Consider the following 23,663-nt stretch of genomic DNA (forward strand, 5'->3'; position numbering starts at 1 on the left):
CCGACGCCCCACTGCCGTGGTCTGCCCCACCGCCGTGGGGTGCTTCACGACTGTCGGGGGATGAGCAGGATCTCCGAGCCCACCGGGCGGTAGCCCGCCCCCTGGAACGCCCGCACGCTGCGGGCGTTCCCCGGCGCGATCTGCGCCCACAGCGGCTCGGCGACGAGATGGCGTGCGGCCCGCACCAGTGCCCGGCCCAGCCCCCGCTGCCGTACGCCCTCGTCCACCTCGACCGAGACCTCCAGCCGCCCGGCGATCCCCCGGCCCGTCGTCAGGACGGCGCCCTCCACCGCCCACACCCGTACGTCGTCACGGCGCCGCCGCGCGTACCCGACGCGGGGGTGGCCGGCGTCCGTGATCTCCCGCAGCGGGAGCGGCGGTTCGCCCGGCAGGGGCGGGGCGACCAGCATCGCGTCGATGGTCTCGGACGTACGGCCCGTCCGTTCCATGAGGGCCGCCAGGAACCGGGGGTTCATGCTCGCGGACAGCGCGTCGCACTCCATCGACGCCAGGCCCTCGCGCACCCACTCCGGATCCTCGTCGGTGAAGACGACGGAGTGCGCCGTGAAGCAGAGAACCCCCGCGTCACGGGGTGAGTGCTGGGCGACGACGGTCGTACCGCCGTCCGCAGGCGGGAAGACACCTCGGGCCGCCGCATCCAGAATGTCCCGCAGACTCTCCATCTCCGTGCTCCCCGCCCCCGCCCTTGAGTCTCCACCCGCTGGAAGGCCCACACTCGCAGACGTGATCGAGAACGGCACCGAACTTTTCACCATCGGGCAGCTGGCCCGAGGCTCCGATCTGTCCGTCCGCACCATCCGCTACTGGTCGGACGAGGGCGTCCTGCGCCCGGTCACCCGCAGCGCGGGCGGCTATCGGCTCTACGACGCGGAGTCCGTCGCCCGGCTCGAACTCGTCCGCACCCTGCGGGAACTGGGCCTCGGCCTGGACCACGTACGGCAGGTGCTCGCGGGGGAGACGACCGTCGCGGAGGTCGCGGCCGCGCACGTGGTCGCGTTGGACGCGCGGATCCGTGCTCTGAAGGTGACCCGGGCGGTGCTGTCGACCGTGGCGCGACGCGGTTCGACCGCGGAGGAGATGACGCTCATGAACAGACTGGCCCGGCTGTCCGCCGCCGAACGCGGGCGGATCATCGACGACTTCATGGAGGAGGCCTTCGGAGGGCTCGACACCGCAGACCCCGACATCCGCACCCGGCTGCGGTTCAGCCTCGCCGACCTGCCGGAGGACCCCACGCCCGAGCAGGTGGACGCCTGGGTGGAGCTGGCCGAGATGCTCCAGGACCCGGGGTTCCGGGCGCGGATGCGGCAGACCGTCGAGTTCAACGCGGCGGATCGGGGACCGGAGGTGGCGGCGGGCACGTCCCTGTGGTTCATGAGCCGTCTGGTGCAGCTGGCGGGGGACGCGCTGCGGGCCGGCGTCGACCCGGCCTCGCCCGCCGCCGAGGAGGTGCTGGACGGGCTGCTGGGCGACGCCGACCGGGCCGCCCTTCTGGAAGGCGTCACGTCGGCGGCCCACGCCGAGCTGGCCCGGTTCCGGGAGCTGGCGGCGCTGGTGCGGGGCGTGGAGCCGCTGTCGGCGCACACCGCGGAGTTCGCGTGGGTGGTCGCCGCACTGCGCGCCCAGGTGTCCGGTTAATCTGACCTGCGTCAGTAGGACTGTAGGCCAGGACTGCCCGACCAGAGGCAGAGCACCAAGAAGGGGCGGATCGGTGGCGGACATCGAGGCAGCGCGCAAGGAGTTCCAGCGGATCGACGCGGACGGTGACGGGTTCATCACCGCCGCCGAGTTCAAGACCGCCCTCGCCCAGCAAGGCGACTGGAACGTCACCGAGTCGGTGGCGGAGGTCATCATCCGCACCCGCGACCTCAACGGCGACAAGCTCCTGTCGTTCGACGAGTTCTGGGCCCACCTGAGCAAGTGAGCCGAGCGGCCGAGGGGCGTTCTCCGTCATGTGCGACGCAGGGCGCCCCTTCGTCGTGCCGGGTGGGGGAATAGCGCGGGACGGGGTGGGGTTGGACCCTGCGATGCATGCGCATGCATGTAAAGCGGGGGAGTCCTGAGACCCTTCCCCTCCCCACGATCACAAGGGCGGCCTGACATGAAGATCGGCATCATCGGCGCGGGCAACATCGGCGGCAACCTCACCCGACGGCTCACCGCCCTCGGTCACGACGTCTCCGTCGCCAACTCCCGGGGCCCGCACACCCTCACCGCACTGGCCGAGGAGACGGGCGCGACCCCGGTCCCGGTGGCCGAGGCGGCACGCGGCGCCGAGGTCGTGGTGGTCACGGTCCCCCTGAAGGCGGTCCCGGACCTGCCGTCCGGCCTCTTCGACGAGGCGGCGGACGGGGTCGCCGTCATCGACACGGGCAACTACTACCCCCGGCAGCGCGACGGCAGGATCGCCGGCATCGAGGACGAAGGTCTCACCGAGAGCCGCTGGACCGAGCGGCACCTGGGCCACCCCGTCATCAAGGCGTTCAACGGCACCTACGCCCAGGACATCCTCGACCGCCCTCTTCCCGCCGGCGCCCCCGACCGCATGGCCCTCCCCGTCGCCGGCGACGACGAGGCGGCCAAGGAGAAGGTCCGCTCCCTCATCGACGAACTCGGCTTCGACACCGTCGACGCGGGCGGCCTCGACGAATCCTGGCGCCAGCAGCCCGACACCCCCGTCTACGGCCTCCAGGCCGGAGCCGAAGCGGTGGCCAAGGCCCTGACCGAGGCGTCCCCGGAACGCCCGGCGGACTTCCGCAACACGCCCTAAGGGCGTCCCGCAATGATCGTGGCCCCGGTCGCGTAGCCACTGAAGAGCCGTCGACGACTCCGCCGGTGCCTCGTGGAGAGTCCGGGGAGCGGGCGGAGTCGGTCGAGTGCGCGGAAGTCGTGCTCCCGTAGGCCGACCCGCGGGTTGACGTGGTGCAGAGGGACGGCCCCCCCCGGCTTCGTACGCGGCCGTCCGAGGGAACCAACCTCGAACAGGGCACGCCGTGGTGATCGTGGGCCCGCCGACGGGCCATCGTGGTGCGGCAAACCGATGGCGCTACGGATGGGGAACGCGGATGTGCGAATCGACCCGGGCCATGAGCCGGCGCAGTCTGCTCGTCGCCGGCGGGGCGTTGGCGACCACCGCCGCTGCCACGGGCGAGTCCAGTGCTCTGGCCAGGGGGGAAGCGGTGCCGCGGGGCTCGACGAGCGGCGATGACGCCGGCCGGGCAAGGATCGACGTCCACCACCATTTCACCGCCCCGGAATGGGTCGACTGGGCGGAGCGTGAGGGCCTGGTGCAGCGGCAGGAGCTGCTGTGGTGGGCGCGTTGGGATCTGGACTCCACCCTGGCGCTGATGGACCGGGTAGGAATCGCGACCGCGGTCCTCAACCCGACCATGCAGGACCGGTACCGCACTGCGGCGCAGGCCAGGGAAGGTCTCACCGTCGTCTTCGAGGCGATGGCCGACCTGCTGGCTCTGCACCCGGGCCGTTTCGCCGTCCTCGCTCCCGCTGTTCTGGACCATCCCGAAGTGACCACGTGGGCTCTCCGCCGCGCCTTCGACGAGCTCGGTGCCGTCGGAGCCAGCGTGAAAGCCAACTACAACGGTGTCTACCTCGGTGATCCCTCGTACGACCGCTTCCTCGCCGAACTCGACGAGCGCGCCGCGGTCCTCTTCACGCATCCGCTCGACCTCCCGGGCGGGACACCCGGCGTGCCCACCGTCCCCGGAATTCCGAACTTCATGTGCGATTTCCTGCTGGACACCACGCGTGCCGCTGTGAACCTGATCCGTACCAGGACACTCGACCGCTACCCGCACCTGTCCGTCATCCTGCCGCACGCCGGAGGATTCCTCCCCCAGATCGCCACCCGCATGGAGGCCTTCGGCGGCTTCTGCACCCCACCGCTCGACGCTGCCCGTGTACGGGACTACCTCCACCGCTTCTACTACGACACGGCGGGCCCGTCGGCCCCCTCGGGCACTCTGGTGGCCACCGCCGGCGCCGACCGGATCCTCTTCGGCACCGACTGGCCGGCCGCCTCCGCGGACATCATCACCGGCTTCACGGTGCCGGCCATCGAGACCGACCCCGTCTTCACCGACCGCCAACGACGCGGCATCTACCGCGACAACGCGCTCCGCCTGTTGCCCGCGCTGAGGCGCGCCTGAGACCGTGTCCTATCTGCGCCTGTCGGCGCGGTCGTAGGCTTTGTCTGCGTGTAGGCGCTGGGGCTTGAAGCAACGGCCGCGGTGGGGGTCGTGTCTCGTTCGGTGACCCTCGATCATGGGCTTCGGCCCTTCGCTGTCGTGGGTGTTGCCCGCGGAGATGCCGACGAGGAGGGGCAGTCCGTTCGCGTCCGACAGGACGTGCGTCTCGGAGCCCGGCTTGCCCCGGTCCACGGGGCTCGGACCTGTGTGTTCGTCCCAGACTGCCTCGTGCAAACGGCCCCGGACGCCGGCTCTGGACCAGATCAGGTACCGGCGGTGGGCGGTCGACTTCGATGTCCCGAAGCACGGCGGCAAGGCGCGCCAGGCGCAGCCGCTGACGAGCACGTAGATGAGGGCCGCGAACAGCGGCTCAGTCCTCCACGTACCCCGCCCCATGCACGGATCAGCGACGCCTCACCACATAGGACGACACGGTCTCAAGGACGGGTTCTAACAGTCGTCTCAGGTTCGCTCGGTAGGAAGCAGGCATCCAGACAAGCGATGCACCCCGTGTGTAGGAGGCTAGTGATGGCTGTCAACGCAGCGCCGTCAGGGAAAGCGCCGGCCTGGCGGTTGAGGTTAGGGGCGGCCACCATGGTGCTGGCGACGGCGTTCGCTGTCGTCGCCTGCGGGTCGAACGCCGACAACAGTGCGGCGCCCGCCGACAACAGTGCGGCGCCCGCCGCGACCGGACCGCACGGCGCGCACGCGGGCGGGTCGTCGGCTCCGCCGCAGCCGCTGCGCGTCGGCGAGCGGTTCGTCGACCTGAAGATGGCCGAGGCATACACGCCCGCGCCGCCGGAGGGCGGCGGCTCGGACGAGTACCGGTGCCAGGTGATCGATCCGGGCCTGACCAAGGCGGCGTTCCTGACCGGGACCCAGTTCACGCCGGAGAACGTCGCCATCGCGCACCACGCCATCGTGTACGCGGTGCCGCCGGGCGGCGCTGCCGCGGTGCGCGAGCAGGACGCGAAGACCCCCGGCCTCGGCTGGCAGTGCTTCGGCGGGACCGGCGTGGCCGGCGCCGAGGTGGAAGAGGGGGAAGCGGCGTGGGTGGACACCTGGGCGCCGGGCGCCGAGGAGACGCTGCTCGACCAGGACGTCGGCTACAAGCTGGAGCCGGGCGGCCTGCTCGTCCTCCAGATCCACTACAACCTGCTCGCGACCGACGGCAAATCGGCCGGGTCGGACCGCTCGGCGGTGCGGTTGCGGCTGACGGACGGCACGCCGCGGACCCGGGAACTCGAGACGTGGTCGCTCGACGCGCCGATCGACCTGCCCTGCGCCGCCGACGAGTCCGGTCCCCTCTGTGACCGGGCGGCCTCGGTCGCGGACGTGACGAAGCGGTTCGGGCCGGATGTCGGCGAGATGGCGGACGAGCAGCTGGAGGAGTGCAACCAGGGCGGCGCGCCGAAGCCTGGTGACACCCAGACCTGCGACCACAAGGTGGAGGCGCCGATGACGCTGTTCGCCGGTTTCGGCCACATGCACATGCTCGGGCGGTCCATCAAGGTCGAACTCAACCCGGGCACCCCGGACGCCAAGGTCGTGCTGGACGTGCCGCAGTTCGACTTTGACAACCAGCGGCTGGTGAAGCTGCCGTCGCCGGTGGAGATCGGCCCGGGAGACATCCTGCGGACGACGTGCACGCACGACGCGGGGCTGCGCAAACGCCTGCCGCAGCTGAGCAAGCTGCCGCCGCGCTACGTGGTGTGGGGCGACGGCACCAGCGACGAGATGTGCATCGGCATCATGGCGGTCTCCCCCCGCAAGAACTGACGAGACGTCGAACGTGTGTGAGCTCACTGAGGTCGACAAGCCGAAAAACGGCTCTGAGCTCGCACACGTCCGCACTAAGGCCGGAGACAAGCTCCGGGTCACCTGCACCTACGACGCCGGGCTGCGCAAACTCCTGCCGCAGCTGAAAAACTCCCGCTGCGACACGTCGTGTGGGGTGACGGCACCAGCGACGAAATGCGCACCGGGATTCTCGTCGCCACACCTGCGACATGAAAGGCGACTTCACTTGTCCCCCACGCCCTCCCCCGGTGAAACAACGCCACCGGCCGATGCGCCACTACGGACACCGATCTGGGCACTCCTGCCGTTACGCGTCTTCCTCGGGGGCACATTCCTCTATGCAGGCCTCTCCAAAATCCTCGACACCCACTACCTGGACCACACATCACCCCTCGGCGTCCACGCTCAGATGCTGTACGCCGCGACAAGCTCCCCGATCGGCCCGCTGGTGTCATTCGCGGCCGAACACCCGACCTTCACCGGCCTGGTCATCGCCTTCGGCGAGGTCGCTGTCGGGCTGGGTACTCTGCTCGGGCTGTTCACCCGTATCGCCGCACTCGGCGGGTTTCTCCTCGCGCTGAGCTTCTTCCTCACCGTGAGCTGGGCGACCCGCCCGTACTACTTCGGCGCCGACATCGTCTTCGCAGCCGCCTGGACCCCGCTGCTGGTTGCCGGCGACGCAGGCCTGTTCTCCACGACGGCCCGCCTGCGCGCCGCGATACGCCGTCGTCGCCAGCGCGGACGTGGGCGGTGGCCGTGGGGGAGGCCGCGGGCGGTGCAGTAGGCGAGAGCAGTTGGTACAGGTGGGGCGGTGGGGGTGACGTCCGTGTGTCCCGGCCGTCCCTCGTACGTTCCGAACGCCCACCCTGGAAGGGGTGGTGGCGAGTCGTCACGGCGAGGGACGGCCGGATGCGACGGGAGCCGGTTCTAGCTGGTGCCGCTGGAGCGGCCGAAGAACTCGATCTCGGCTATCGCGACCTGCTTCTCGCCGTCGGCGCCGTAGGCGGAGCGGACGGTGAACCGGACGGTCTCCGCGTCGCCGACACGGAACTTGCGGCGCTGGCCGCCGGCGGTCTGGTCGAGGGTGAGGGTCTTGGTGGAGACGGAGCCGTCGGCGGCGGTGATCTTCGCCTCGATACGGTGCGGGCGGGCCGACTCGGCGCGCTGGTCCGCGTTCTTGGAGACCCCCGGGGTGATCACCACGTCGAGCAGACGCGTCGGCTCCTCGAAGCGGGCCTCGATCCACTCGCCCTCGCCGGACTGGGTGACACCCGGCCCCCACCACGTGTTGCTGTACGTGTCGAAGGCCAGCTGCGGCTTGTGGCCGGGGAAGGAACGGGACGCCTTGAAGCTGTCCGGGACGACCGAGGCGCGCTTGGCGAAGTGGTCCCGGGTCGCCTGGTAGGCGTCGTCGGCCTGGAAGGCGAGGGTGATGATCAGGGTCAGCACGAGGGCGCCGACCAGCCAGCTGAGGATCTGGCCGAAGCCTCGGCGCAGCCGGGGGCGGTCACCCGCCCACGGGGTCTCCGTGTTGCGGCCCGTGAGCACCCGGCGCCACCACGGCAGCCGCGCCGGTGCCTCCGCACGGCCCGCCATCGGCATCGCGCAGCGTGCGCAGAAGTGCCGGTCCGGCCGGGTGGGGGTCCCGCACCACGGGCAGGGAACGCCGCCCTCGGTGCCGAACTCCGGCTGCGGGGCCCGGACCTGGGGACGCTGCACATCGGGGCGGCCCGGCAGCACGGGTGCCACGGCCGGCTCCGCGGGCGCACGGGGCTCGGGGTCGGCCACCGGGACCAGGAGGGACCGGGCACGGTCGGCGGCCGAGGGGGAGGGTGCGGGTGAGGGAGTAGGGGCCGGTGTGGCGGGGGCGGCGTGCGTCGGGAGGGGGGTGGTGGGGGCCTCGTCGCCGGGGTGGGGGGCCGCCGCCGGGAGCTGGGGCTGGGCCTGGGGCTGGGGTTGGGTGGGGGCCTCCGGAGCGACGGGGGCTGCCGGGGCGGTCGCCGGGTGGGTGGCGGCGGGTGCGTCCGTACGGGGCGCCGTGCCGGTGTCCGGGACGGCGACGCCGGTGGCGGCGGCCGGGGTTGCTCCCGCCTGGGCGGTGTCGTGCGCGGTGCGGGCCGTGCCGGTTCCCGCGCCCGGGTGGGCGAAGGCGTCCCAACCGGGTTCGCCCCCGGCGGTGTTGGGGCTGGGGCCGGCACCGGCCGGGGCAGCGGCGGCGGGAGCGGGCGCCGGGGCGGCGGCCGGGGTCGGGGCGGCGGGACTGGGCTCGCTCGTCGTGTGTCCGGGGTCCGTGCCGGCCGGGGGGTCGGTCCGGGCGCCGGAGGAGTCCGCGCGGTCGGCGCTCTCGCTCCTGGCGGCGCCTGTCGTGGACCGGGCCGGGGTGCCGGACCAGCCGAGTACCGCGCCGCAGGCGTCGCAGAAGGACTGGCCGGGCTCCCCGCGGGTTCCGCATTCGGCGCAGCTCTGGGCCTGGCCGGTGCCGGGGGTCGGGCTGGTCATCTCTCGGGGATCCTTTCGGCGGCGGTCACCTGGACCGTGTACGGCATGTGGGCGGGGCGGGCGGCGGCGACGAGGCTGTCCAGCCGGTGTTCGTCCGCCGGGGTCGGGTCGGGCAGGCGCAGGGCCACGTGCAGGCGCGGGCGGGGTTCGCCCGGCACCGGGCCGAGGGGGCGGGCGTCCCAGGTGGCGGCGCCGCTCTCGGTGATCTCCGGGGTCACACCGAAGACCAGGCGTACGGCCTCGGACAGGCCGCGCCGGGTGCCGCGTACCCGGTGCAGATACGCGGCGGCGGCCACCGCGGCGCGCAGGCGGTCCTCCGGTTCCGTGCCGTCCGTCTCGGCGCCGACCCAGCCGGCGAGCCACTGCGTGAAGTCGACGGGGGCCAGGGACGGGGTGAAGTAGGAGTCCAGGCAGTCGAGTACGGAGAGGATCGGGGCGAGGACCTCGTCGAGGCCGCCGATGAAGCGTTGGGCGAGGTCGTCGTCGGCGAACACGGCGGGGAGCATGGAGCCGATGGGGGTGGAGGAGCCGAGGCCGTCTATGGAGCCCCTCATTTTTGGCCGCCTCTCGGTGAGGTGCCCAGTAGCTCGGGGGGTGCGGTGCGTTGGCGGCCGCGGGTCCGTCGTGGTTGCTCGCGCAGTTCCCCGCGCCCCTTTTGGGGCTGCGCCCCGTCAAGGGTCGTCCTCACTGCTTGTCCCCGATCACGCGGACCCGGTGGTCGAAGCTGAAGACCAGGGACGGGGGTGAGAGGTCGATGCGGTTGGTGGGGTCGCCTCGTTTGCCGGTGAGGGGGTCGGCGGGGTGCAGCTGGACGTCGTCGACCAGTTCGACGCCGGGGACGCGCTGGAGGACGGCGAAGACCTCGCCGGACTGGACGGGGCGGCCGAAGGGCCAGCCCCGGCCGTCGGCGCCGCCGGTCAGCGGGTCGAGGTGGCGGTAGAGCGCGTCGTGCGCCTGACGGCGGACGCGGTCGGTGTCCACACCCCGGAAGGCGTGCAGCGTGGCGACGACCGTGATGCCCTGGTAGAACGGCGGCCCGACGGCCAACCGGGTCCCGATCAGGCGGCGTTCGTCCAGGTGGCGGGTGATGCGGCGCAACAGGGCGTCACCGGGGACGAGTTGCTCGAAGCGGAGTCGGCCACCCGGGTCCGGCACCGCCTGGGGGACCACCAACACCCTTACCGCGTAAGCACCGTGGTCGCCCTCCTCGCCCTCCAGGCAGGTGATGCGGGCGGTCTCGGGGGCCGCGCGCCGGGCGAGTTCCTCGTAGTCGCGCAGGGTCACGGCGCGTTCCTGGGCGCGCAGGGTGATCGGCGCCCGGACCTTCGCCTCCTCCACGGTCTCCGCGTCGACACCGCCGCGCGCGGCCTCCCGGTTGACGACCTCGGAGACGTACGGCACGGAGGTGCGCAGCACCCGGATGGCGCCCCGGGCCACGTTGCCGGCCCGGCCGCCGCCGGTGCGGTAGCGCACGGCGCGGATGACGGACCCCTTGGGTGCGACGGCCCCGTACTGGCGCAGGCTCCCGTCGGGCTCCCGCACCGCCGGGCCGAAGGCGATCTCGCCGGTGGCGGAGTCCAGGGTGATGTGGCGGTCGTACGAGGTGGACGCGGCGAAGGACGGGACGACGTCCCAGTCGGTCCAGCCGTCGTGCTCGGCGGTCTGCAGCAGCACGGGCGGGGTGTCGCCGACCACGGGGAAGTGCGCGAGGCGCAGCCGCTGCCCGGGCAGGCCGGTGGACTCGCCGAGCGCCTCGTCGTAGACGGTCTCGGCGTGGACGACGGTGGTGGTGCCGCCGATGGTGAAGGCCTCGGCGGCCCGGACGGTCGGCGAGGTGGTGTAGAAGGGCTGGCCGGGCAGGGGTTCGGTGACCCGGCAGCGCAGCCAGCCGGCCTCCTGGCCGCCGGTGCGGGACAGGGTGTGCCCGCCGGGCAGGTGCAGGACGACCTCGCCCGGCCGGTTCAGGCCGCCCGTGCCGTCGCGGTCGACCTCGCACACCGTCCAGCCGTCCTCGGTCCATGCCTCCCAGACCAGCGGTGGCTGCCGGGGGTCCACGCCGACACCGTCGACCACACTGTCCAGTTCCAGCACGACCGCGCAGTGCGGCACGGCGGCCGTCAGACCGAACAGCATGCAGTCGCCGGGGCGCGGGGACTCGGCGAAGCACATCAGGTCCTTGCCCTCGGCGAGGTCGGAGGTCCGGTCGGCGACCGGCTCACCGGGGCGCTGGGTCACCAGATACCGCAACGCGCAGGGCACGACGTCCAGTTCGCGCTCGGTGGTGAAGACCACCGCCTCCTCGCTCTCGGTGCGCACGGTCGCGACCTCGGTGCCCACCGGCAGCGGCACCGGCTCCTCCTGCGGCGCCGACAGCCAGAACGTCACGTCCGTGCGCGCGGCCGAGGGCGGGAACAGGGTGATGCCCACCAGGTCCAGGAACGCCAGGTGGTTCTTCTCCGGCACTCGGTTGAGCCGGTAGACGATCTGGTCCGCCATGTGCGCGACCGTCTCCACCAGGGTGACGCCGGGGTCGGAGACGTTGTGGTCGGTCCACTCCGGGGCCCGCTGCTGGATGTAGCGCTTGGCGTCGTCGACGAACTGCTGGAAGCGGCGGTCGTCGAGGTTCGGGGAGGGCAGGGCCATCAGCGGTCGCTTTCAGGACGGTCGGGACGATCAGGACGGTCGGCGCCCCCGGAGGGCAGGTCCGGCTCGTCGTGGGAGGGGATGACGTAGAACGGGAAGACCAGGCTGCGCGGGTTGTTGGTGCCCCGGATCGAGTAGCGGACGTCGATGAACAGGACGCCCTGGTCGGCGCCCGCCGTCACCTCGACGTCGGTCACCTCGATCCGGGGCTCCCAGCGGTCGAGGCTCGCGTACACCTCGTGCTGGATGCGGCCGGCGGTGGCCTCGTTGACCGGCGCGAACACCAGGTCGTGGATGGCGCAGCCGAACTCGGGGCGCATCGGCCGCTCGCCCGGCGCGGTGGCCAGCACCAGCCGGATGGCCTCCTCGACCTCGCGCTCCCCGCTGACCAGGGCGATGCCCCCGGTGGGCCCGATGCGCAGCGGGAACGCCCAGCCGGATCCGACGAACTGCTCGGCCATCAGCGGGCCACCCTCCTTTCAGACGAACGTGTTCTCATGAGCGGCCGCCGGACGGCCTCGGCGGGCGTGTCGGGGGCCGTCACGGGATCGGGTACAGCTTCTTGTTGACCATGACGATGCCGGTGATGTCGACGTTGGCCGCGCGCAGCGCCGCCTGCCCGACCGCGCTGATCTGCACGGTCCCGGCCGCGCTGAGCGTCGCGGCGCCCGCCGCGTTCATGGAGAGGGCGCCGACCGCGTTGATGTTGACCGCGCCGCCCAGCGATCTCAGGCCGACCATGCCCTGGCCCTGGAGGTTGAGGGGCCCGCCGCTGCGGATGGTCACCGACCGCAGCGCGCTCAGCGTCAGATCGGTCCCCGCCTTCACGGAGACCGAGGTGCCGCCCGTGATGCTGACGGCCCCCTTGCTGTCCACGGTGATCTCGGTCTTCGTCCGGTCCAGGTTGATGATCAGCTTGTCGTTGCCGCTGGCGATCCGCACGCCCTGCTTGCGCAGACCGGTCTGCTGGCTGAGCAGGTCGACCCGGTTGCCCTCGCGGTCCGACAGGGTGTGCCGGATCGCCTTCTTCTTCACCGGGTCGTGCAGCCACACGTCCTTCACGGGCGTCGGCTTGTCGACGCCGTTGTAGAGGCCGCCGATCACGAACGGGTGGTCGAGCGCGCCCCGGTCGAAGGCGACCAGCACCTCGTCGCCGACGTCGAGCGGGAAGATCCCGCCGCCGCCCTTGCCGCCCATCTGCACCGTCCGCGTCCAGTCGCTGACGTAGGTGTCGTCCAGCCACGGGAACTGCAGCTTCACCCGGCCCTGCTTCAGCGGATCCTGTACGTCGGTGACCAGGGCGTTGGCCACACTGGGCAGCCGGGGCGCGGCGGAGGTGCCGCCGCCCGACGCCAGGCCGAACAGGGAGCGCCACTGCCGTCCGCTGACGGTCACCCAGGTCTCGTAGTGGCTGCCGTCGCCGAAGGAGTGCCGCACGGAGGTGCAGGTGTACTTGCCCTCGAACGGGGTGCCCACCTCGGTGAGCGTGACCGGCACCCCGGGCCGCAGCTGCGGGTTGCCGCGCACGGTGACCTCCAGCTCGGCGAAGGAGGAGGTGATGTCGTCCGCGAGGGAGCCGGCCGCGTGCGTGACCTCGGTCTGGAGGTCGTACGGCGTGTCCGTCTCCACCAGTTTCGCGGCCTTGAAGGCGCCCGCCGCCTTCTGCGGGGTCGTGCCGATCGCGATCCCCGGGTTGTCGTTCGCCGGGGTGGTCGCCGTGAGCTTCTTCTTCGTCGTGACGTTCCAGCCGCGTGCCTCGACCCTGCCGACCTGGTCGGCGGCCGTGACGGCGGCCCGGCAGCGCAGGATGTCCACCCCGGCCTGGAGCACGAACGGACTCTTCTCGCCGGGGGTGCTCGTCGGGGGCGCGCCGGACGCCGGCTTCGGCTTGACGAACTGGAACTTCCCCTTCGAGTCCAGCGACATCACCATCTCGTTCTCGTCGGCGAGCCGCGCGAGGAAGTCCCAGTCCGTCACGTTGGACTGCGAGATGAAGTCGTAGACCGTCCTGGTGCCCTGCACCTGCCCGACCGGGATGCCGTTCAGCCCCGCCAGCTTGCGGGCGATGTCGGAGGCAGTCTGATTGCGGTACGCGGCCACCCGGCGCACCCGCATCAGCCGGTGGCCCGGGTCGTAGCCGCGGACGACGGTGAAGGTGCCCGTGCCGTCGTAGTCGGTCTCCATGCCGGTGACCTCGCCGGTGAGCAGCGGGTTGCCCGCGCCCTGCCCGTCGGCGACGGGCGCGATGACGACCTTGGTGCCGAACCTGACGTTCAGTTTGCCCAGCAGCAGCCCGTGCGGGTCCCGGAAGGTGAGCCGGAACGCGCCCGGCACCCCGGCGCCGAGGTCGACCCAGCCGCCGACCAGCAGATCGGCGTACTCCGTCGGCAGTTTCGCCCCGTCGAGCGTGACGTGGATGACGTTGGAGAAGGACGGCTTCACCATCAGAACCCGACCTCCTCGGCGGCCGGCAGGACGAGTTCGATGCCGGTGGGCAGCCGGGTGGGATCGTCGATGCCGTTGGCCTCCGCGATCGCCCGCCACGCGGACGCGTTGCCGTACTCCCGCCACGCCAGCGACTGCAGCGAGTCGCCCGCGACGACCCGGTGCACACTCCGCGCGGTCAGCGCGCCGGAGGTCGGGTTCTGCCCCTTGGTGGTGCTGGGGATCTCGTGCAGCGACAGCCGGCAGGTGGCCCGGATCGGCACGCCGGTCGTTCCGAACAGCGAGTACGTGACGTCCACCGAACTGACGTACGCCGTGAAGCGGGCCGTCGAGAACGACCCCCACTGGAACACCACCCAGGGCGGCGACGGCTGCTTCGCGGCGAGGCTCTTGGACGTCACCTCGCAGCACGACAGCAGCGACTCCACCTTCTTCAGCACCGTGGTGCCGCTCGGCTTGGCGGAGGAGTCGAGGAAGATCTCGACGTTCATCTGCCGGGCCTCCGGCCCCATGAACTCCGGCAGGGCGCCGTCGCGCACGGCCGCGCTGATCGTGGTCTTCCACTGGGCGCCCTGGCGCAGTGTCAGCTCCGCCGGGTTGAACTCGAAGCTGAACGTCCTGATCAGCCCGCCGGGTGTGGTGCTCGTCCCGACCGGCGGCTCGTGGATGGCCAGTGTGGCCCGCACCAGGCTCTTGCCCGCGCCGCCCTTGCTTCCCTTCGCCATGTGTTTCTCCCCGCCCCTCAGTCCGTGAATCCGTGGTGCGTGATCTCCAGGACCTCGGTCGCCACGCTCGGGTTCGCCGGGTCCAGGGAGGGCCCCTGCCAGCTCACCGGCAGCACGTCGATCAGCCCCCAGTGCGCCACCTCCGAGCCGTCCGCGCGCAGCGCCGCGATCTGGGCGGTCGGGCGCTTCACGCCCGTCGCCACGGAGGAGATCCACGCCGCGACCTTCGCCGTGTCCGGGGTCAGCGGCCGCGTCAGCCGGATGTTCGAGAACGTCACGCGCGACGGGAACTGCCAGACGAACCCGTTGTTCCCGCCTTCCTGGCGGTGCTCGATCTCCACCGTCGAGGACAGCCCCTCGCACCCGTTGAAGTAACCGAGGCTCTCGCCGTCGATCGTCAGGGTGAAGAAGATGGTGGAGCCCGGGTCGAGATCGCGGGGCATCGGGTGGGCCTTTCAGGTGATCTGGGTCGGTGTTCCGGGTCAGTGACGGGGGTCGCGGAGTTTGCCGATGCGTTCGCGGTCCATGCGGAGTTCGGTGCGGACGAGGCGGGTGACGCGGCCGATGAGCTTGTGGGTCAGTTCGTCGAGCTGGAAGTCGGTGAGGGCGCGGGGGTCGAACGGGGGTGCGGCGTCCGCCGTGGAGGAGGTGGAGGTGGTGGAGGAGATGGACGGGGGGTTGGCCGACGCGGTGCGGTGAGTTGTGGTGGCGGGCGTGGGGGTGGGGCCGAGGGGGGTCTGGGGGGCTCGCTGGATCGCGGCGGGTGCGGGTGTGGGCGCGGGTGCGGCCGGAGCCGGGGGCGCGGGGGTGCGGGCCGGTGCGGGGGCCGGTGAGGCGGGTGCCTGTGGGGTGGCGGGGGGTGCGGGCGGGGTGAGGGCCTGGCGTTGGACCACCGGGAGGGCGCGCGGCGGGGTCGGCTTCTGCGGGGGTGTCGTGGGGGCGGCGACGGCGAGGGGTACGGCGGGCCGGGCGGGCTTGTCCCCGGCGAGGCGTTGTACGGCGGGGCCGGCACCGGGGGTCGTGGGTCGGCGCAGGGGGACGGCGGGCCGGGGGGCCTGACGCTGCGCAGCGGGGGGTGCGGTGGGGGTGGGGAGCGCCGAGGTGAGGGCGCGGGTGGGGGTGAGGGGGCGGACGGGCCGGGCCTTCGGCTCTGCTGGGGCCGTCGGCGTGCTGGTCCGTTCGGGAGTGGGCCGGGTCGGGACAAGGGGCGGCTGCGGGCTGTGGGGCCGCTGCGGGGTGTGGGACGGCTGCGAGCTGCGGGACTGCTGAGGGCCGTTGGCGGCTGGGCGCGCAGTTCCCCGCGCCCCTTCCGTGCGGCCCTCGGCCGGGCCGGTGGCTGTCAGGGGGACGGGTGGGGCCGCCGGGGTGGGGCTGGGGCCTGCCCGGTGCGGTGCCGGTGCCGTCGCTCGCTGTACGGGAGAGGGGTGGACGAGAGGGCTCGGGGCGCCGGGGGTCGGGCGCCCGGCCAGTGGCTTCGCGTCGACGGGAGGGGCGGTGAGGGGGGCGCCGAGCAGGGGGCGCTGGCGGGGTGTCGGGCTCGGGGCGGTGGTGGGGGAGGCGGGCTGAGCCGGAGGTGCCGGGGAAGCCGGGGACGCGGGTCGTGCCGGAGCCGCCTGGGACGTGGGTGTGGGCGCGGTGGGCGGCACTGGGCCGGAGGTGGGGGTGCCGAGGCCCACGCGCCGCGCACTGGGGGCGGTGCTCCGCTGGACGGGGTGGGTGGGCGTGGCGGTGGGGCGGGCGGTGGGGGCTGGGCCACGGGGGGCGGTCGCTGCCCGCCGGGTGGTGTCGGCCGTGCTGCGGGTGGGCGGGGCGGCGGCGGTCCCGGAGAACGTGCCGCTCGGGCCCACTGCCGTGCTGCTGGGGCTGGGGGCGGCTGCCGCGCGCTGCACGTCGACGGGGTTGGTCGTGGCGGGACGCGAGGTGAGCCCCGTCCCTTCGGGGGCTGTACGGGGGTTGGCGGGTCCGGCGGGTCCGGCGGGTCCGGCAGGGCTTCCGGTGCCGGGCGGGTCCGGTGTGCCGGTGGGGGTGGCCGCCGAGCGCTGGACGTCGGCCGACGGGGCGCCGGGGCTGGGGGCTCGGGTGGCGGGGCTGTGGGGCACGTGGGGTGTGGTGCCCTGAGACGTCGACGTACGGGGCGTGGGGCCGGTTGGGGCGCCGAGACCGGCGCTCGACGGTCGGCTGTCGGGCGCTTGGGCGCCGGCACGGGCCGACGCGCCACCGGGGCTGTCGGATACTCCGTGAGCGAGGTCCGATGCGCCGGTGGGGCGGGTGATCGCCTCGCCGGTGGTGGTCGGCACGGTACGGCTGGGACCGGTCGCTGTCCGCTGGACGTCGGCCTCGGGGTGTCCGGGGGCGACGGGGGCGGGAGCGGTTGCTGTCCGTGGGGCGTCGGCCTCACGGTGTCCGGGGGCGGCCGGGACGCGGGCAGGGTCGGTGTGGGCGTCGGAGGGCCCGGTCGTCGTACCGGCCGGGCTCGTCGCCGTGGCGCGGGGCTTGCTCGCTGCCCGCTGGATGTCGACGCCGGAGTGGCCGGGCATGCCGGAGTCGGCGCCCGAGTCGCCGGGGGCGCCGGGAGCGACGACCGGGCCGCCCGATGCGGTCGTCGCCCGGTGGACGCCGGCCTCGCCGCGTCCCGGGGCGATGGGGGTGGCGCCGCCCTTGGTGGCCGCTCGTTGGACGCTGACCTCGCCGCGTCCCGAGGTGGCGGGGCGGCTGCCCGTGACGCGGGTGGCAGGCGTGGTCCCGGGAGCGCCAACTGCTGTGGCCCTGGGGGTCGCTGCCGCATGGGCGGAGTCCGACACCGTGCCGGCGGAGTTGGCTGGCGCACGGCCGGAGTTCGGCGTCGTACCGGTGGAGAGCGCTGAGGCTGGGCCGGAGTTCGCCTGCGCACGGTCGGAGGTCGACGGTGTACGGCCGGGGCTCGGTGTCGTGCCGGCGGAGTGCGATGCCGGACGTCCGGAGGGCGAGGGTGTGCCTGCGGGCCTCGACGGCGTACGGCCGGGGCCCGGCGTCGTACCCGAGGGGTGCGATGCCGTGGGGCCCGGGCGGGAGTTCGTGGATGCCGGGCCCGAGTGGGGCGTCGTGCCCGCGGCCGTGTCGGGCGTCGCTCGCTGGATGGTGAGTCCCGCAGGGCCGGTGTCGGTGGGCGTGCTGCCCGGGGCGGCGGCATCGGCTGTACCGGCGGAGCCGCCCGCAGGTGCCTCGGGACCAACAGCCTTTGCGGCAGGCACCGTTGCCCGAGGTGTTCCCCCCGACGCGCCGACCGGACCCTGGCCCGAGCCCGCCGAACCCGCCCCGCGCCCGGCGGCTGCCGTACGCGCCGGCGCGGCGGCCGCCGACTCCGTACGGGGTGACGAGGAGCCACCGGACGGCACGGGCCCGGACGGCGCACCGCTCGAAGTCGTCGGTCCCGGCGCGGTACCCGCCGGGGCGCCCGTGGACGCGGTGAACCCGGTGGCCGCGGGCCGTGCCGCCGGTAGTGTCCGGCGCTGGACGGCCGGTGTGGCGGGGGCCTTGGTCAACGGGGTCGTACGGGTGGCCCGGGGAGGCGCGGGCGTGACCCGCGGGCCGGTCGGACGGGACGGCGTGACCTGGTAGGGGGCTCGCGGCACCGGCCGGGGCTCGCCGGACGCGGACGCAGGCGTGGAACCGGCGGACGAGGACTCGGGCTCGTCGCCGGCCACCGGCAGGGTGCGCGAGGGCAGTTCCAGGCCGGCGACTGGTGTCGCCGACGTGGTGAGCACGTTCTTGACCAGCCCGCCCGGCGCGCCGGGCAGGACGGCATGGGACAGGGTCCCGGTGAAGGACGGGTTCTGCCAGGTGCTCAGCCGCCCACTGAACCCGGCGTCCGCGACAGCGGCCCGTCCGCCCCCGGTGGCCCGCTGAATCGGCCCCAGCCCCTCCCAACCGCCGCCGGCCCTACCACCACCGGCAGGAGAGGCCTCACCGACAGAAGCACCCGCAGACGTTCCGGCACCGGAAGCACCCTCAGCACCCGAACCGACCCCGGCACTCGCAGACGCCCCGGCACCGGAAGCACCCCCGGCACCCGAACCCGAACCCGAGCCCACCCCGTCAACCGATGCACCGCCGTCGCCGTTGCCGTCGCCGTCAACCCCACCCCGGCGCGCCGCCGACCCGGCGGCGCCCCGTAGGCGATCCATGAAGCCCACGTGTTCAGCCCTCCGACCCGCCCCGTGTCACGAGGGACGCGATCTGTTCGGTGTAGCGGCGGCGGTCGTGGTGTTCGAGGTCGAGGATCTCCTCGAAGCTCCAGTGGAAGTGGAAGGCGACGTACGCGATCTCCTCGTGCAGCCGGTCGGTCGCGTACGTCACGATTCCCCCAGGCGGCTCCCGCCGAGTTCGACCTCGAAGGGCTCGGAGCAGTGGGGGCACTCCACGGCCGCGCGGGTGTGGCCCTCCGCGTTGACCTGCCGGTAGAAGTCCTGGAGGAACGCGAGGTCGGACGCGAACATGTTCTCCACGATGCCGTCGTGGACCATCGGCAGATTGCCCAGCCGGGTGATGACCCGGCCGAGCAGCACGACCGACAGGTACGCCGGGTTCTCCTGGACCCGGACGTCGCGCAGCGGGATCAACTCGTCCCGGGCGGTGGCGAGACGCATCACGCCCTCCCGGTGGACGTTCCCCGCCTCGTCGACGTACCCGCGCGGCAGTTCGAACGGGAACTCCGTCCGCAGCCGCTGCGCCACCGGCGCGACAGGCGGGGCCGGAGCCACAGCCGCCGCCGGACCCGCTGCCGGACCCGCCGCCTGAGCAGGCGCCGGTTCCGCCGCGGTGACGGGAGCGCCGGTGGTGGGGAAGGGGGACGCGGCGGAAGCCGCCGCGTCCTGCCCCGTCACCGTCATCGCGCCCGCCCTGCCAGCCGTGCGCCGCATTACTCGATGACCAGTTCTTCGAAGACGATGGTCACGGTCTCGGTGAGCGCGGACGCCTCGCCGGCCTTGAGGGTGCTCGCGTCGATCTTGCTGCACCAGGCGTTGCGCATGTTGTAACGCTTCACCGGGTTGTTCTGGTAATCCATCATGATGATCGACGCGTTCTTGCGCGCCGAGCCCATCTGGCCGTTGATCGAGTCGTTGATCCACGTGTTGAACGCGGCCGACTGGGTCATACCGCGGACCACGGTGCACTGCCCGTTCTTCTGCACACCGGGCAGGAGGTTGACCTCGGGCCGGCCCTGGGCGGAGTTCTGCTGGTACGTGATGACGTCCTGTTCGAGGGTGAGGCCGCTGACCTCCGCGAGGTACTCGACCATCACCCCGTCGATCTGCAGGCCGAAATTGTGTGAAGTAAGGGCGTCACCCGGCGCGAGACTCATCTGTTCTGTGTCCTTCTGAGGGGGCTGGGAAAGGGGCTGGCTTCAGCGGGGATGGGGCTTCAGCGGGAAGCGGAAAAGGGCGCGGGCCGGTGGCGGCGGCCTACTCCTCCAACTCGCCGCTGCCGCTGGAGAACTGGGCCAGCCGGAAGATCACGAACTCGGCGGGCTTCACCGGGGCGATACCGATCTCGCAGATGACCCGGCCGAGGTCGACCGACTCCGGCGGGTTGGTCTCCTCGTCGCACTTGACGTAGTACGCGTCCTCGGGCCGCTGGCCGAACAGGGCGCCCTGACGCCACTCGTTGACGAGGAACGCGGAGACGTTGCGCCGGATCCGGGCCCACAGCGCGTGGTCGTTCGGCTCGAACACCACCCACTGGGTGCCGATCAGGATCGACTCCTCCAGGTAGTTGAAGTACCGGCGGATGTTCAGGTAGCGCCAGGCCGGGTCGGAGGACATGGTGCGGGCGCCCCAGACGCGGATGCCGCGGCCCGGGAAGGCACGGATGCAGTTGACGCCGATGGGGTTGAGCAGGTCCTGCTCGCCCCGGGTGATCTGGAGTTCGAGGTCCACCGCGCCCCGTACGACCTCGTTGGCGGGCGCCTTGTGCACGCCGCGCTCGAAGTCGTTGCGGGCCCAGACACCGGCGACGTGACCGCTCGGCGGGATCACCTTCGACTGGCCGGTGGCCGGGTCGAAGACCTTGATCCAGGGGTAGTAGAGCGCCGCGTACTTGGAGTCGTAGCCGGCGGTCTCCTGGCGCCAGACACGGATCTGCCGGGCGTTGAGGCCGGGCGGCGGGTCGATGACGGCGACCCGGTCGCCCATCAGCTCGCAGTGCGCGATCAGACCGAGCTGGACCGCCTTGACGGCCTCCAGGTCGATCGCGCCACGCTGGTAGGCGGCCATCAGGTCCGGCACCGCGACCATGGAGATCTCGTCCACGGCCTCCAGGCCGCCGAAGCCGGTGCGGTCGGCGGAGTCGCCGAGGTACTCGGCCGGACCCGGGTGGGCGTCGTCGGCCCCGGCGGGCGCGACGGCGGCCGGAGCGGCGGGCGCCGCCAGGGCCACGGTCTGGTTGTCGGGGCGCACCAGCTGCGCGGCCGGCGCGGTCTCCGTGACCGTGATGAGCTTGGAGCGCTCCTTGACCTGGGTGACGACGTAGTTGCGGCCGCCCTTCTTGGCCGTCACGTCGAAGGTCTCGACCGGCTTGTCGCCGTCCTTGACGATCAGCTTGAAGCGCTCTGCGGGACCCTCGCCCTCGGGGTCGGCGACCTCGACGCTCAGCGAGCCGCCCGCGATGGCGGTCACACTGAACGTGCCCAGCTGCTTCGGCTCGCCCGGCGGGAGCGCGGCCGGCGCGGCGGACCCCGTCACGGCGGCCGGAGAGCCGGCGGACGCGCCGTCCTGGGCCGTACCGCCCACGCGGACGACGTACGCGGCGCTGCCGCCGTTGTTGAAGAACCCGTACACCGAGTGCGCGAGGTAGTAGCCGTCGGTGAACTCGCCGAAGGCGGCGACGAACTGGGACCAGTTGGTCACCAGGGTCGGCTCGTTCAGCGGACCGGTCGGGGCCAGGCCGACGAAGGCGGCCACCGAGGTGCCCACACCCTCGATGGGACGCGAGCCGCTGGCCACCTCCTCGACGTAGACGCCCGGCGACAGGTAGGACGGCATGCTCTGCTCTCCTTGGGGTACGAGACAGGTCGCCTCTCACCCTCACGCGCGAAGCGCGTGCCCCGAAACGTCCCGGAGGGCCGGGACGGGGGCACCGTCGTTGCCCGCAGGGGCACGTGCGGGGGCAACCACGGCCCTGTCTGCCCCCGGGGCTGCCCCCGAGGACCTTCCGCGGCCGTGGCCGGTCCGGTGAGGCTGGTCGATCCGAGCAGGTGTCCGAGCAGGTGTCTTCGAGTCGAGGAGAACCGGTGCGCGCGCAGAACGGAGCGACCGACAGGGAGCGAGGCCGGGCGGGAGCCGCCCGCACGCCCGGACGTGTCATGCCGCAGGGGCCCGCCGCCGCGCTCCTGGCCCTGCAACGCGCCGCGGGCAACGCGGCGGTGGCCCGCGCCGTCGAGGAGCAGCGCCACCGGCACGGCCCGGACTGCGGACACGGCGCGGCGCGCTCACGCGAAGCGGACCGCGGACTCGACGCCCCGGTGCAGCGCTCCGCCGTGCACCAGGTCCTGCGCACCTCGGGTCAGCCGCTGGACCCCGCGCTGCGCACCGAGATGGAGGGCCGGTTCGACGGCGAGGACTTCGGCGGCGTCCGCGTCCACACCGACGCCGTGGCCCAGCGGTCGGCGGCGGAGATCGGGGCGCGGGCGTACACCTCCGGCTCCCATGTGGTGTGGGACGGCCGCGACAAGCACACCCTCGCCCATGAACTGGACCACGTCCGCCAGCAGCGGCGCGGCGCGGTGCCCGGCACCGACGACGGTTCCGGCCTGCGCGTCTCCGACCCCTCCGACTGGGCCGAGAAGCAGGCGGAGGCCACCGCCCGGCGGGTGATGGGCGCACCCGCTCCCGTGCAACGCGCGACGGACGGGCCGGGGCAGGAGCGCGCGACGGACGGCCCCGGGACGGCGGCGGTGCCGTGTGCCCCGGCCGGGCACACGCTCCAGCGCAAGGGCCACGAGACGCTGGAGAGCGCGGCGAACGCCCCCGCCAAGTCGCTGACCGGCCGCCTCGCAGGCTGGATCAAGGAGAAACCGGTCTCCGAGGCGGTGGCCCCGGTGAAGGAGGCCGTCCTGGAGTACGACAGGTCCACCGTCCGCGACCCGGAGAAGTGCCTGAGCCGGCTGGCGGAGCTCCAGATGCTCGCCCTGCCCCTGCGCGAGGGGGCGCTCCCCGGCGACCTGCGCTACCTCGAGAACGTGCTCACCGCCGTCAGGGCCGAGATGCAGGTCGTGGGCGGGCAGGCCGAGCGCGACGGGAGCATGCCGGAGGCGGCGGCCGCGCCGTACAAGGCCATGACCGACCGGGGCACCATGTGGAAGGACCCGCAGTTCGCGCAGAGCACCGTCAACTTCGGCATGTCCGGCTTCGGTTACGTCCGGGAGATGTCGGAGCTGAACCGGGCCGAGCTCACGAAGGAGATCGGCGGCGCGAGCGCCAAGGCCTGGGTCAAGGACGTCAGGGCCAAGCTGGAGAACGAGCTGAACAACAGCGTGCTCGCCCACTACACCCAGCAGGAGCGGGCCGACGCGATGCTCGCCTCGGAGAAGAAGCTGAAGCCCAAGTCGGAGCTGGGCGACGCCGAGAACAACACCATGAACGTCGATGAACTGGTCCTCGGCAACGACGGCTTCGTCTTCTTCTACATCGAGCCCAGGGGGAAGACGGACCGCGCCCCCCGCTTCGGCGAGATCAGGCTGGAGCTCGGCATCGACCGGCTGGTGAGCGAGGGCTGGATCATGCTGAGCGACTTCATCCAGCGCGACTACCCCAAACTCGTCGCCCCCGCGGACCGGCCGGACCTGCCGGAGCACAAGGCGAAGCCGGGTCAGCGGGACCTCGCTCGCAAGCAGGCCGCGTACAAGCCGGTGCGCGAGTTCAAGCGGGGTGAGGTCGAGGGGGACGCCCTGATGGACATGGCCACCGCCTTCTCGCACATCCAGGACCCGGAGGAGCAGCAGGCGCACATGTTCGCGCGGCAGCTCGCGCTCACGGTGCCGGGGGACCAGATGGTCTACGGCCCGGAGAAGGAGCTCAAACGGCCCGAACTCCTCCAGAAGAACATCCTCGCCGGGTCGGACATCATCCCGGGGCTCGTCGAGCGCGCGCTCGTGGAGATCATCCGGTTCGAGCAGGCCAACCCGCCGTTGGCTCAGCGGCTCAAGGCCATGAGCGGCGCCGAGCTGATGGACTTCCTGCTCCGGGACCTGCTGCGCCCGCAGGCGATGCTGCCCAACTCGGTGGACATCTCCAGCGCCACGGTCACGAAGGTCAAGGGCAAGGGCTGACCGCCGCCTCACGTCGACCGG

Annotated in this window: 21 protein-coding genes and 1 pseudogene; 8 read left to right on the forward strand and 14 right to left on the reverse strand. The window is 72.7% G+C overall.

All coding sequences use genetic code 11. The features are described from left to right. Positions 1-44 precede the first annotated feature (44 nt). On the reverse strand, positions 45-683 hold the full coding sequence (locus GWK25_RS07800; RefSeq protein ID WP_215449093.1) for a GNAT family N-acetyltransferase: 639 nt from the start codon (positions 681-683) through the stop codon (positions 45-47). 61 nt (positions 684-744) lie between these two features. Between GWK25_RS07800 and GWK25_RS07805 the strand changes: the two genes are divergently transcribed. The 4 genes from GWK25_RS07805 (at position 745) to GWK25_RS07820 (ending at position 4,187) form a co-directional block, all read left to right on the forward strand. Further along, entirely contained in the window at positions 745-1,659 is a 915-nt protein-coding gene (locus GWK25_RS07805; RefSeq protein ID WP_215449094.1) for a MerR family transcriptional regulator, read from the forward strand. Between the two features lie 73 nt (positions 1,660-1,732). Further along, complete coding sequence (locus tag GWK25_RS07810) at positions 1,733-1,945, forward strand: EF-hand domain-containing protein (protein ID WP_215449095.1); 213 nt, start codon at positions 1,733-1,735, stop codon at positions 1,943-1,945. Positions 1,946-2,122: 177 nt separating this feature from the next. Continuing rightward, the gene (locus GWK25_RS07815; protein ID WP_215449096.1) at positions 2,123-2,791 is read left to right on the forward strand and encodes an NADPH-dependent F420 reductase; all 669 of its coding nucleotides are present in this window, start codon (positions 2,123-2,125) and stop codon (positions 2,789-2,791) included. A 316-nt stretch (positions 2,792-3,107) separates the two neighbouring features. Then, entirely contained in the window at positions 3,108-4,187 is a 1,080-nt protein-coding gene (locus GWK25_RS07820; protein ID WP_251828765.1) for an amidohydrolase family protein, read from the forward strand. A gap of 12 nt (positions 4,188-4,199) precedes the next feature. On the opposite strand, the pseudogene GWK25_RS07825 reads toward GWK25_RS07820, so the two are convergent. Continuing rightward, positions 4,200-4,619, reverse strand: a pseudogene (locus tag GWK25_RS07825) (transposase); the annotation flags it as partial. Positions 4,620-4,754: 135 nt separating this feature from the next. Between GWK25_RS07825 and GWK25_RS07830 the strand changes: the two are divergent. Both GWK25_RS07830 and GWK25_RS07835 read left to right on the forward strand, forming a co-directional pair. Continuing rightward, on the forward strand, positions 4,755-6,005 hold the full coding sequence (locus tag GWK25_RS07830; protein ID WP_215449098.1) for a hypothetical protein: 1,251 nt from the start codon (positions 4,755-4,757) through the stop codon (positions 6,003-6,005). A 175-nt stretch (positions 6,006-6,180) separates the two neighbouring features. Next, positions 6,181-6,810, forward strand: a complete 630-nt coding sequence (locus tag GWK25_RS07835) for a TQO small subunit DoxD (RefSeq protein ID WP_308404474.1) — start codon at positions 6,181-6,183, stop codon at positions 6,808-6,810. Positions 6,811-6,953: 143 nt separating this feature from the next. Here the strand turns inward: GWK25_RS07835 and GWK25_RS07840 are convergent, their stop codons facing one another. The 8 genes from GWK25_RS07840 to GWK25_RS44220 all read right to left on the reverse strand — a co-directional run bounded on the left by GWK25_RS07840 (position 6,954) and on the right by GWK25_RS44220 (position 17,139). Beyond that, positions 6,954-8,525 carry a zinc ribbon domain-containing protein gene (locus tag GWK25_RS07840; RefSeq protein ID WP_215449100.1) on the reverse strand — a complete coding sequence of 524 codons (1,572 nt, stop codon included), beginning with the start codon at positions 8,523-8,525 and terminating at the stop codon, positions 6,954-6,956. Then, positions 8,522-9,079 (reverse strand): phage tail protein, encoded by a 558-nt coding sequence (locus tag GWK25_RS07845; RefSeq protein ID WP_215449101.1) that lies wholly within the window; start codon positions 9,077-9,079, stop codon positions 8,522-8,524. Before GWK25_RS07845 ends, GWK25_RS07840 begins: the two co-directional genes overlap by 4 nt. A 130-nt stretch (positions 9,080-9,209) precedes the next feature. Continuing rightward, on the reverse strand, positions 9,210-11,168 hold the full coding sequence (locus tag GWK25_RS07850; protein ID WP_215449102.1) for a putative baseplate assembly protein: 1,959 nt from the start codon (positions 11,166-11,168) through the stop codon (positions 9,210-9,212). After that, complete coding sequence (locus GWK25_RS07855; protein WP_215449103.1) at positions 11,168-11,629, reverse strand: GPW/gp25 family protein; 462 nt, start codon at positions 11,627-11,629, stop codon at positions 11,168-11,170. Before GWK25_RS07855 ends, GWK25_RS07850 begins: the two co-directional genes overlap by 1 nt. Before the next feature lie 79 nt (positions 11,630-11,708). Then, a complete protein-coding gene (locus GWK25_RS07860; protein WP_215449104.1) occupies positions 11,709-13,613 on the reverse strand; it encodes a VgrG-related protein in 1,905 nt (634 codons plus the stop codon). Next, entirely contained in the window at positions 13,613-14,338 is a 726-nt protein-coding gene (locus GWK25_RS07865; RefSeq protein WP_215449105.1) for a LysM peptidoglycan-binding domain-containing protein, read from the reverse strand. Before GWK25_RS07865 ends, GWK25_RS07860 begins: the two co-directional genes overlap by 1 nt. A gap of 17 nt (positions 14,339-14,355) precedes the next feature. Then, positions 14,356-14,781 (reverse strand): phage tail protein, encoded by a 426-nt coding sequence (locus tag GWK25_RS07870; protein ID WP_037695699.1) that lies wholly within the window; start codon positions 14,779-14,781, stop codon positions 14,356-14,358. 39 nt (positions 14,782-14,820) lie between these two features. Further along, a complete protein-coding gene (locus GWK25_RS44220; protein ID WP_215449106.1) occupies positions 14,821-17,139 on the reverse strand; it encodes a hypothetical protein in 2,319 nt (772 codons plus the stop codon). Between the two features lie 13 nt (positions 17,140-17,152). On the opposite strand from GWK25_RS44220, the gene GWK25_RS07880 reads away from it, so the two are divergent. Further along, positions 17,153-17,935 (forward strand): hypothetical protein, encoded by a 783-nt coding sequence (locus tag GWK25_RS07880; protein WP_215449107.1) that lies wholly within the window; start codon positions 17,153-17,155, stop codon positions 17,933-17,935. Between the two features lie 579 nt (positions 17,936-18,514). On the opposite strand, the gene GWK25_RS07885 is transcribed toward GWK25_RS07880, so the two are convergent. The 4 genes from GWK25_RS07885 to GWK25_RS07900 form a co-directional block, all read right to left on the reverse strand. Continuing rightward, a complete protein-coding gene (locus tag GWK25_RS07885) occupies positions 18,515-18,673 on the reverse strand; it encodes a DUF6760 family protein (protein ID WP_086786782.1) in 159 nt (52 codons plus the stop codon). Further along, positions 18,670-19,236, reverse strand: coding sequence for a hypothetical protein (locus GWK25_RS07890; protein ID WP_215449108.1), 567 nt, complete (start codon positions 19,234-19,236; stop codon positions 18,670-18,672). Before GWK25_RS07890 ends, GWK25_RS07885 begins: the two co-directional genes overlap by 4 nt. Further along, positions 19,236-19,679: a phage tail protein gene (locus GWK25_RS07895; RefSeq protein ID WP_033526822.1), complete on the reverse strand. Its 444-nt coding sequence runs from the start codon at positions 19,677-19,679 to the stop codon at positions 19,236-19,238. The genes GWK25_RS07890 and GWK25_RS07895 overlap by 1 nt, the downstream gene beginning before the upstream one ends. A 100-nt stretch (positions 19,680-19,779) precedes the next feature. Further along, entirely contained in the window at positions 19,780-21,357 is a 1,578-nt protein-coding gene (locus GWK25_RS07900) for a phage tail sheath subtilisin-like domain-containing protein (RefSeq protein ID WP_215449109.1), read from the reverse strand. Positions 21,358-21,605: 248 nt separating this feature from the next. On the opposite strand from GWK25_RS07900, the gene GWK25_RS44490 reads away from it, so the two are divergent. Continuing rightward, positions 21,606-23,642 (forward strand): DUF4157 domain-containing protein, encoded by a 2,037-nt coding sequence (locus tag GWK25_RS44490; protein ID WP_308404187.1) that lies wholly within the window; start codon positions 21,606-21,608, stop codon positions 23,640-23,642. The last annotated feature ends 21 nt before the right edge of the window (positions 23,643-23,663 follow it).

The sequence above is a fragment of the Streptomyces sp. ATCC 21386 genome (assembly GCF_018728545.1).
Classification (GTDB): Bacteria; Actinomycetota; Actinomycetes; order Streptomycetales; family Streptomycetaceae; genus Streptomyces.

What these genes read in the sequence shown, in the direction of transcription:
- GWK25_RS07840 (WP_215449100.1), bottom strand. Translation starts at nt 8,525, where the DNA reads ATGACCAGCCCGACCCCCGGCACCGGCCAGGCCCAGAGCTGCGCCGAA.
- GWK25_RS07800 (WP_215449093.1), bottom strand. Translation starts at nt 683, where the DNA reads ATGGAGAGTCTGCGGGACATTCTGGATGCGGCGGCCCGAGGTGTCTTC.
- GWK25_RS07895 (WP_033526822.1), bottom strand. Translation starts at nt 19,679, where the DNA reads ATGAGTCTCGCGCCGGGTGACGCCCTTACTTCACACAATTTCGGCCTG.
- GWK25_RS07830 (WP_215449098.1), top strand. Translation starts at nt 4,755, where the DNA reads ATGGCTGTCAACGCAGCGCCGTCAGGGAAAGCGCCGGCCTGGCGGTTG.
- GWK25_RS07845 (WP_215449101.1), bottom strand. Translation starts at nt 9,079, where the DNA reads ATGAGGGGCTCCATAGACGGCCTCGGCTCCTCCACCCCCATCGGCTCC.
- GWK25_RS07860 (WP_215449104.1), bottom strand. Translation starts at nt 13,613, where the DNA reads ATGGTGAAGCCGTCCTTCTCCAACGTCATCCACGTCACGCTCGACGGG.
- GWK25_RS07820 (WP_251828765.1), top strand. Translation starts at nt 3,108, where the DNA reads ATGAGCCGGCGCAGTCTGCTCGTCGCCGGCGGGGCGTTGGCGACCACC.
- GWK25_RS07855 (WP_215449103.1), bottom strand. Translation starts at nt 11,629, where the DNA reads ATGGCCGAGCAGTTCGTCGGATCCGGCTGGGCGTTCCCGCTGCGCATC.
- GWK25_RS07890 (WP_215449108.1), bottom strand. Translation starts at nt 19,236, where the DNA reads ATGCGGCGCACGGCTGGCAGGGCGGGCGCGATGACGGTGACGGGGCAG.
- GWK25_RS07865 (WP_215449105.1), bottom strand. Translation starts at nt 14,338, where the DNA reads ATGGCGAAGGGAAGCAAGGGCGGCGCGGGCAAGAGCCTGGTGCGGGCC.
- GWK25_RS07815 (WP_215449096.1), top strand. Translation starts at nt 2,123, where the DNA reads ATGAAGATCGGCATCATCGGCGCGGGCAACATCGGCGGCAACCTCACC.
- GWK25_RS07900 (WP_215449109.1), bottom strand. Translation starts at nt 21,357, where the DNA reads ATGCCGTCCTACCTGTCGCCGGGCGTCTACGTCGAGGAGGTGGCCAGC.
- GWK25_RS07870 (WP_037695699.1), bottom strand. Translation starts at nt 14,781, where the DNA reads ATGCCCCGCGATCTCGACCCGGGCTCCACCATCTTCTTCACCCTGACG.
- GWK25_RS07850 (WP_215449102.1), bottom strand. Translation starts at nt 11,168, where the DNA reads ATGGCCCTGCCCTCCCCGAACCTCGACGACCGCCGCTTCCAGCAGTTC.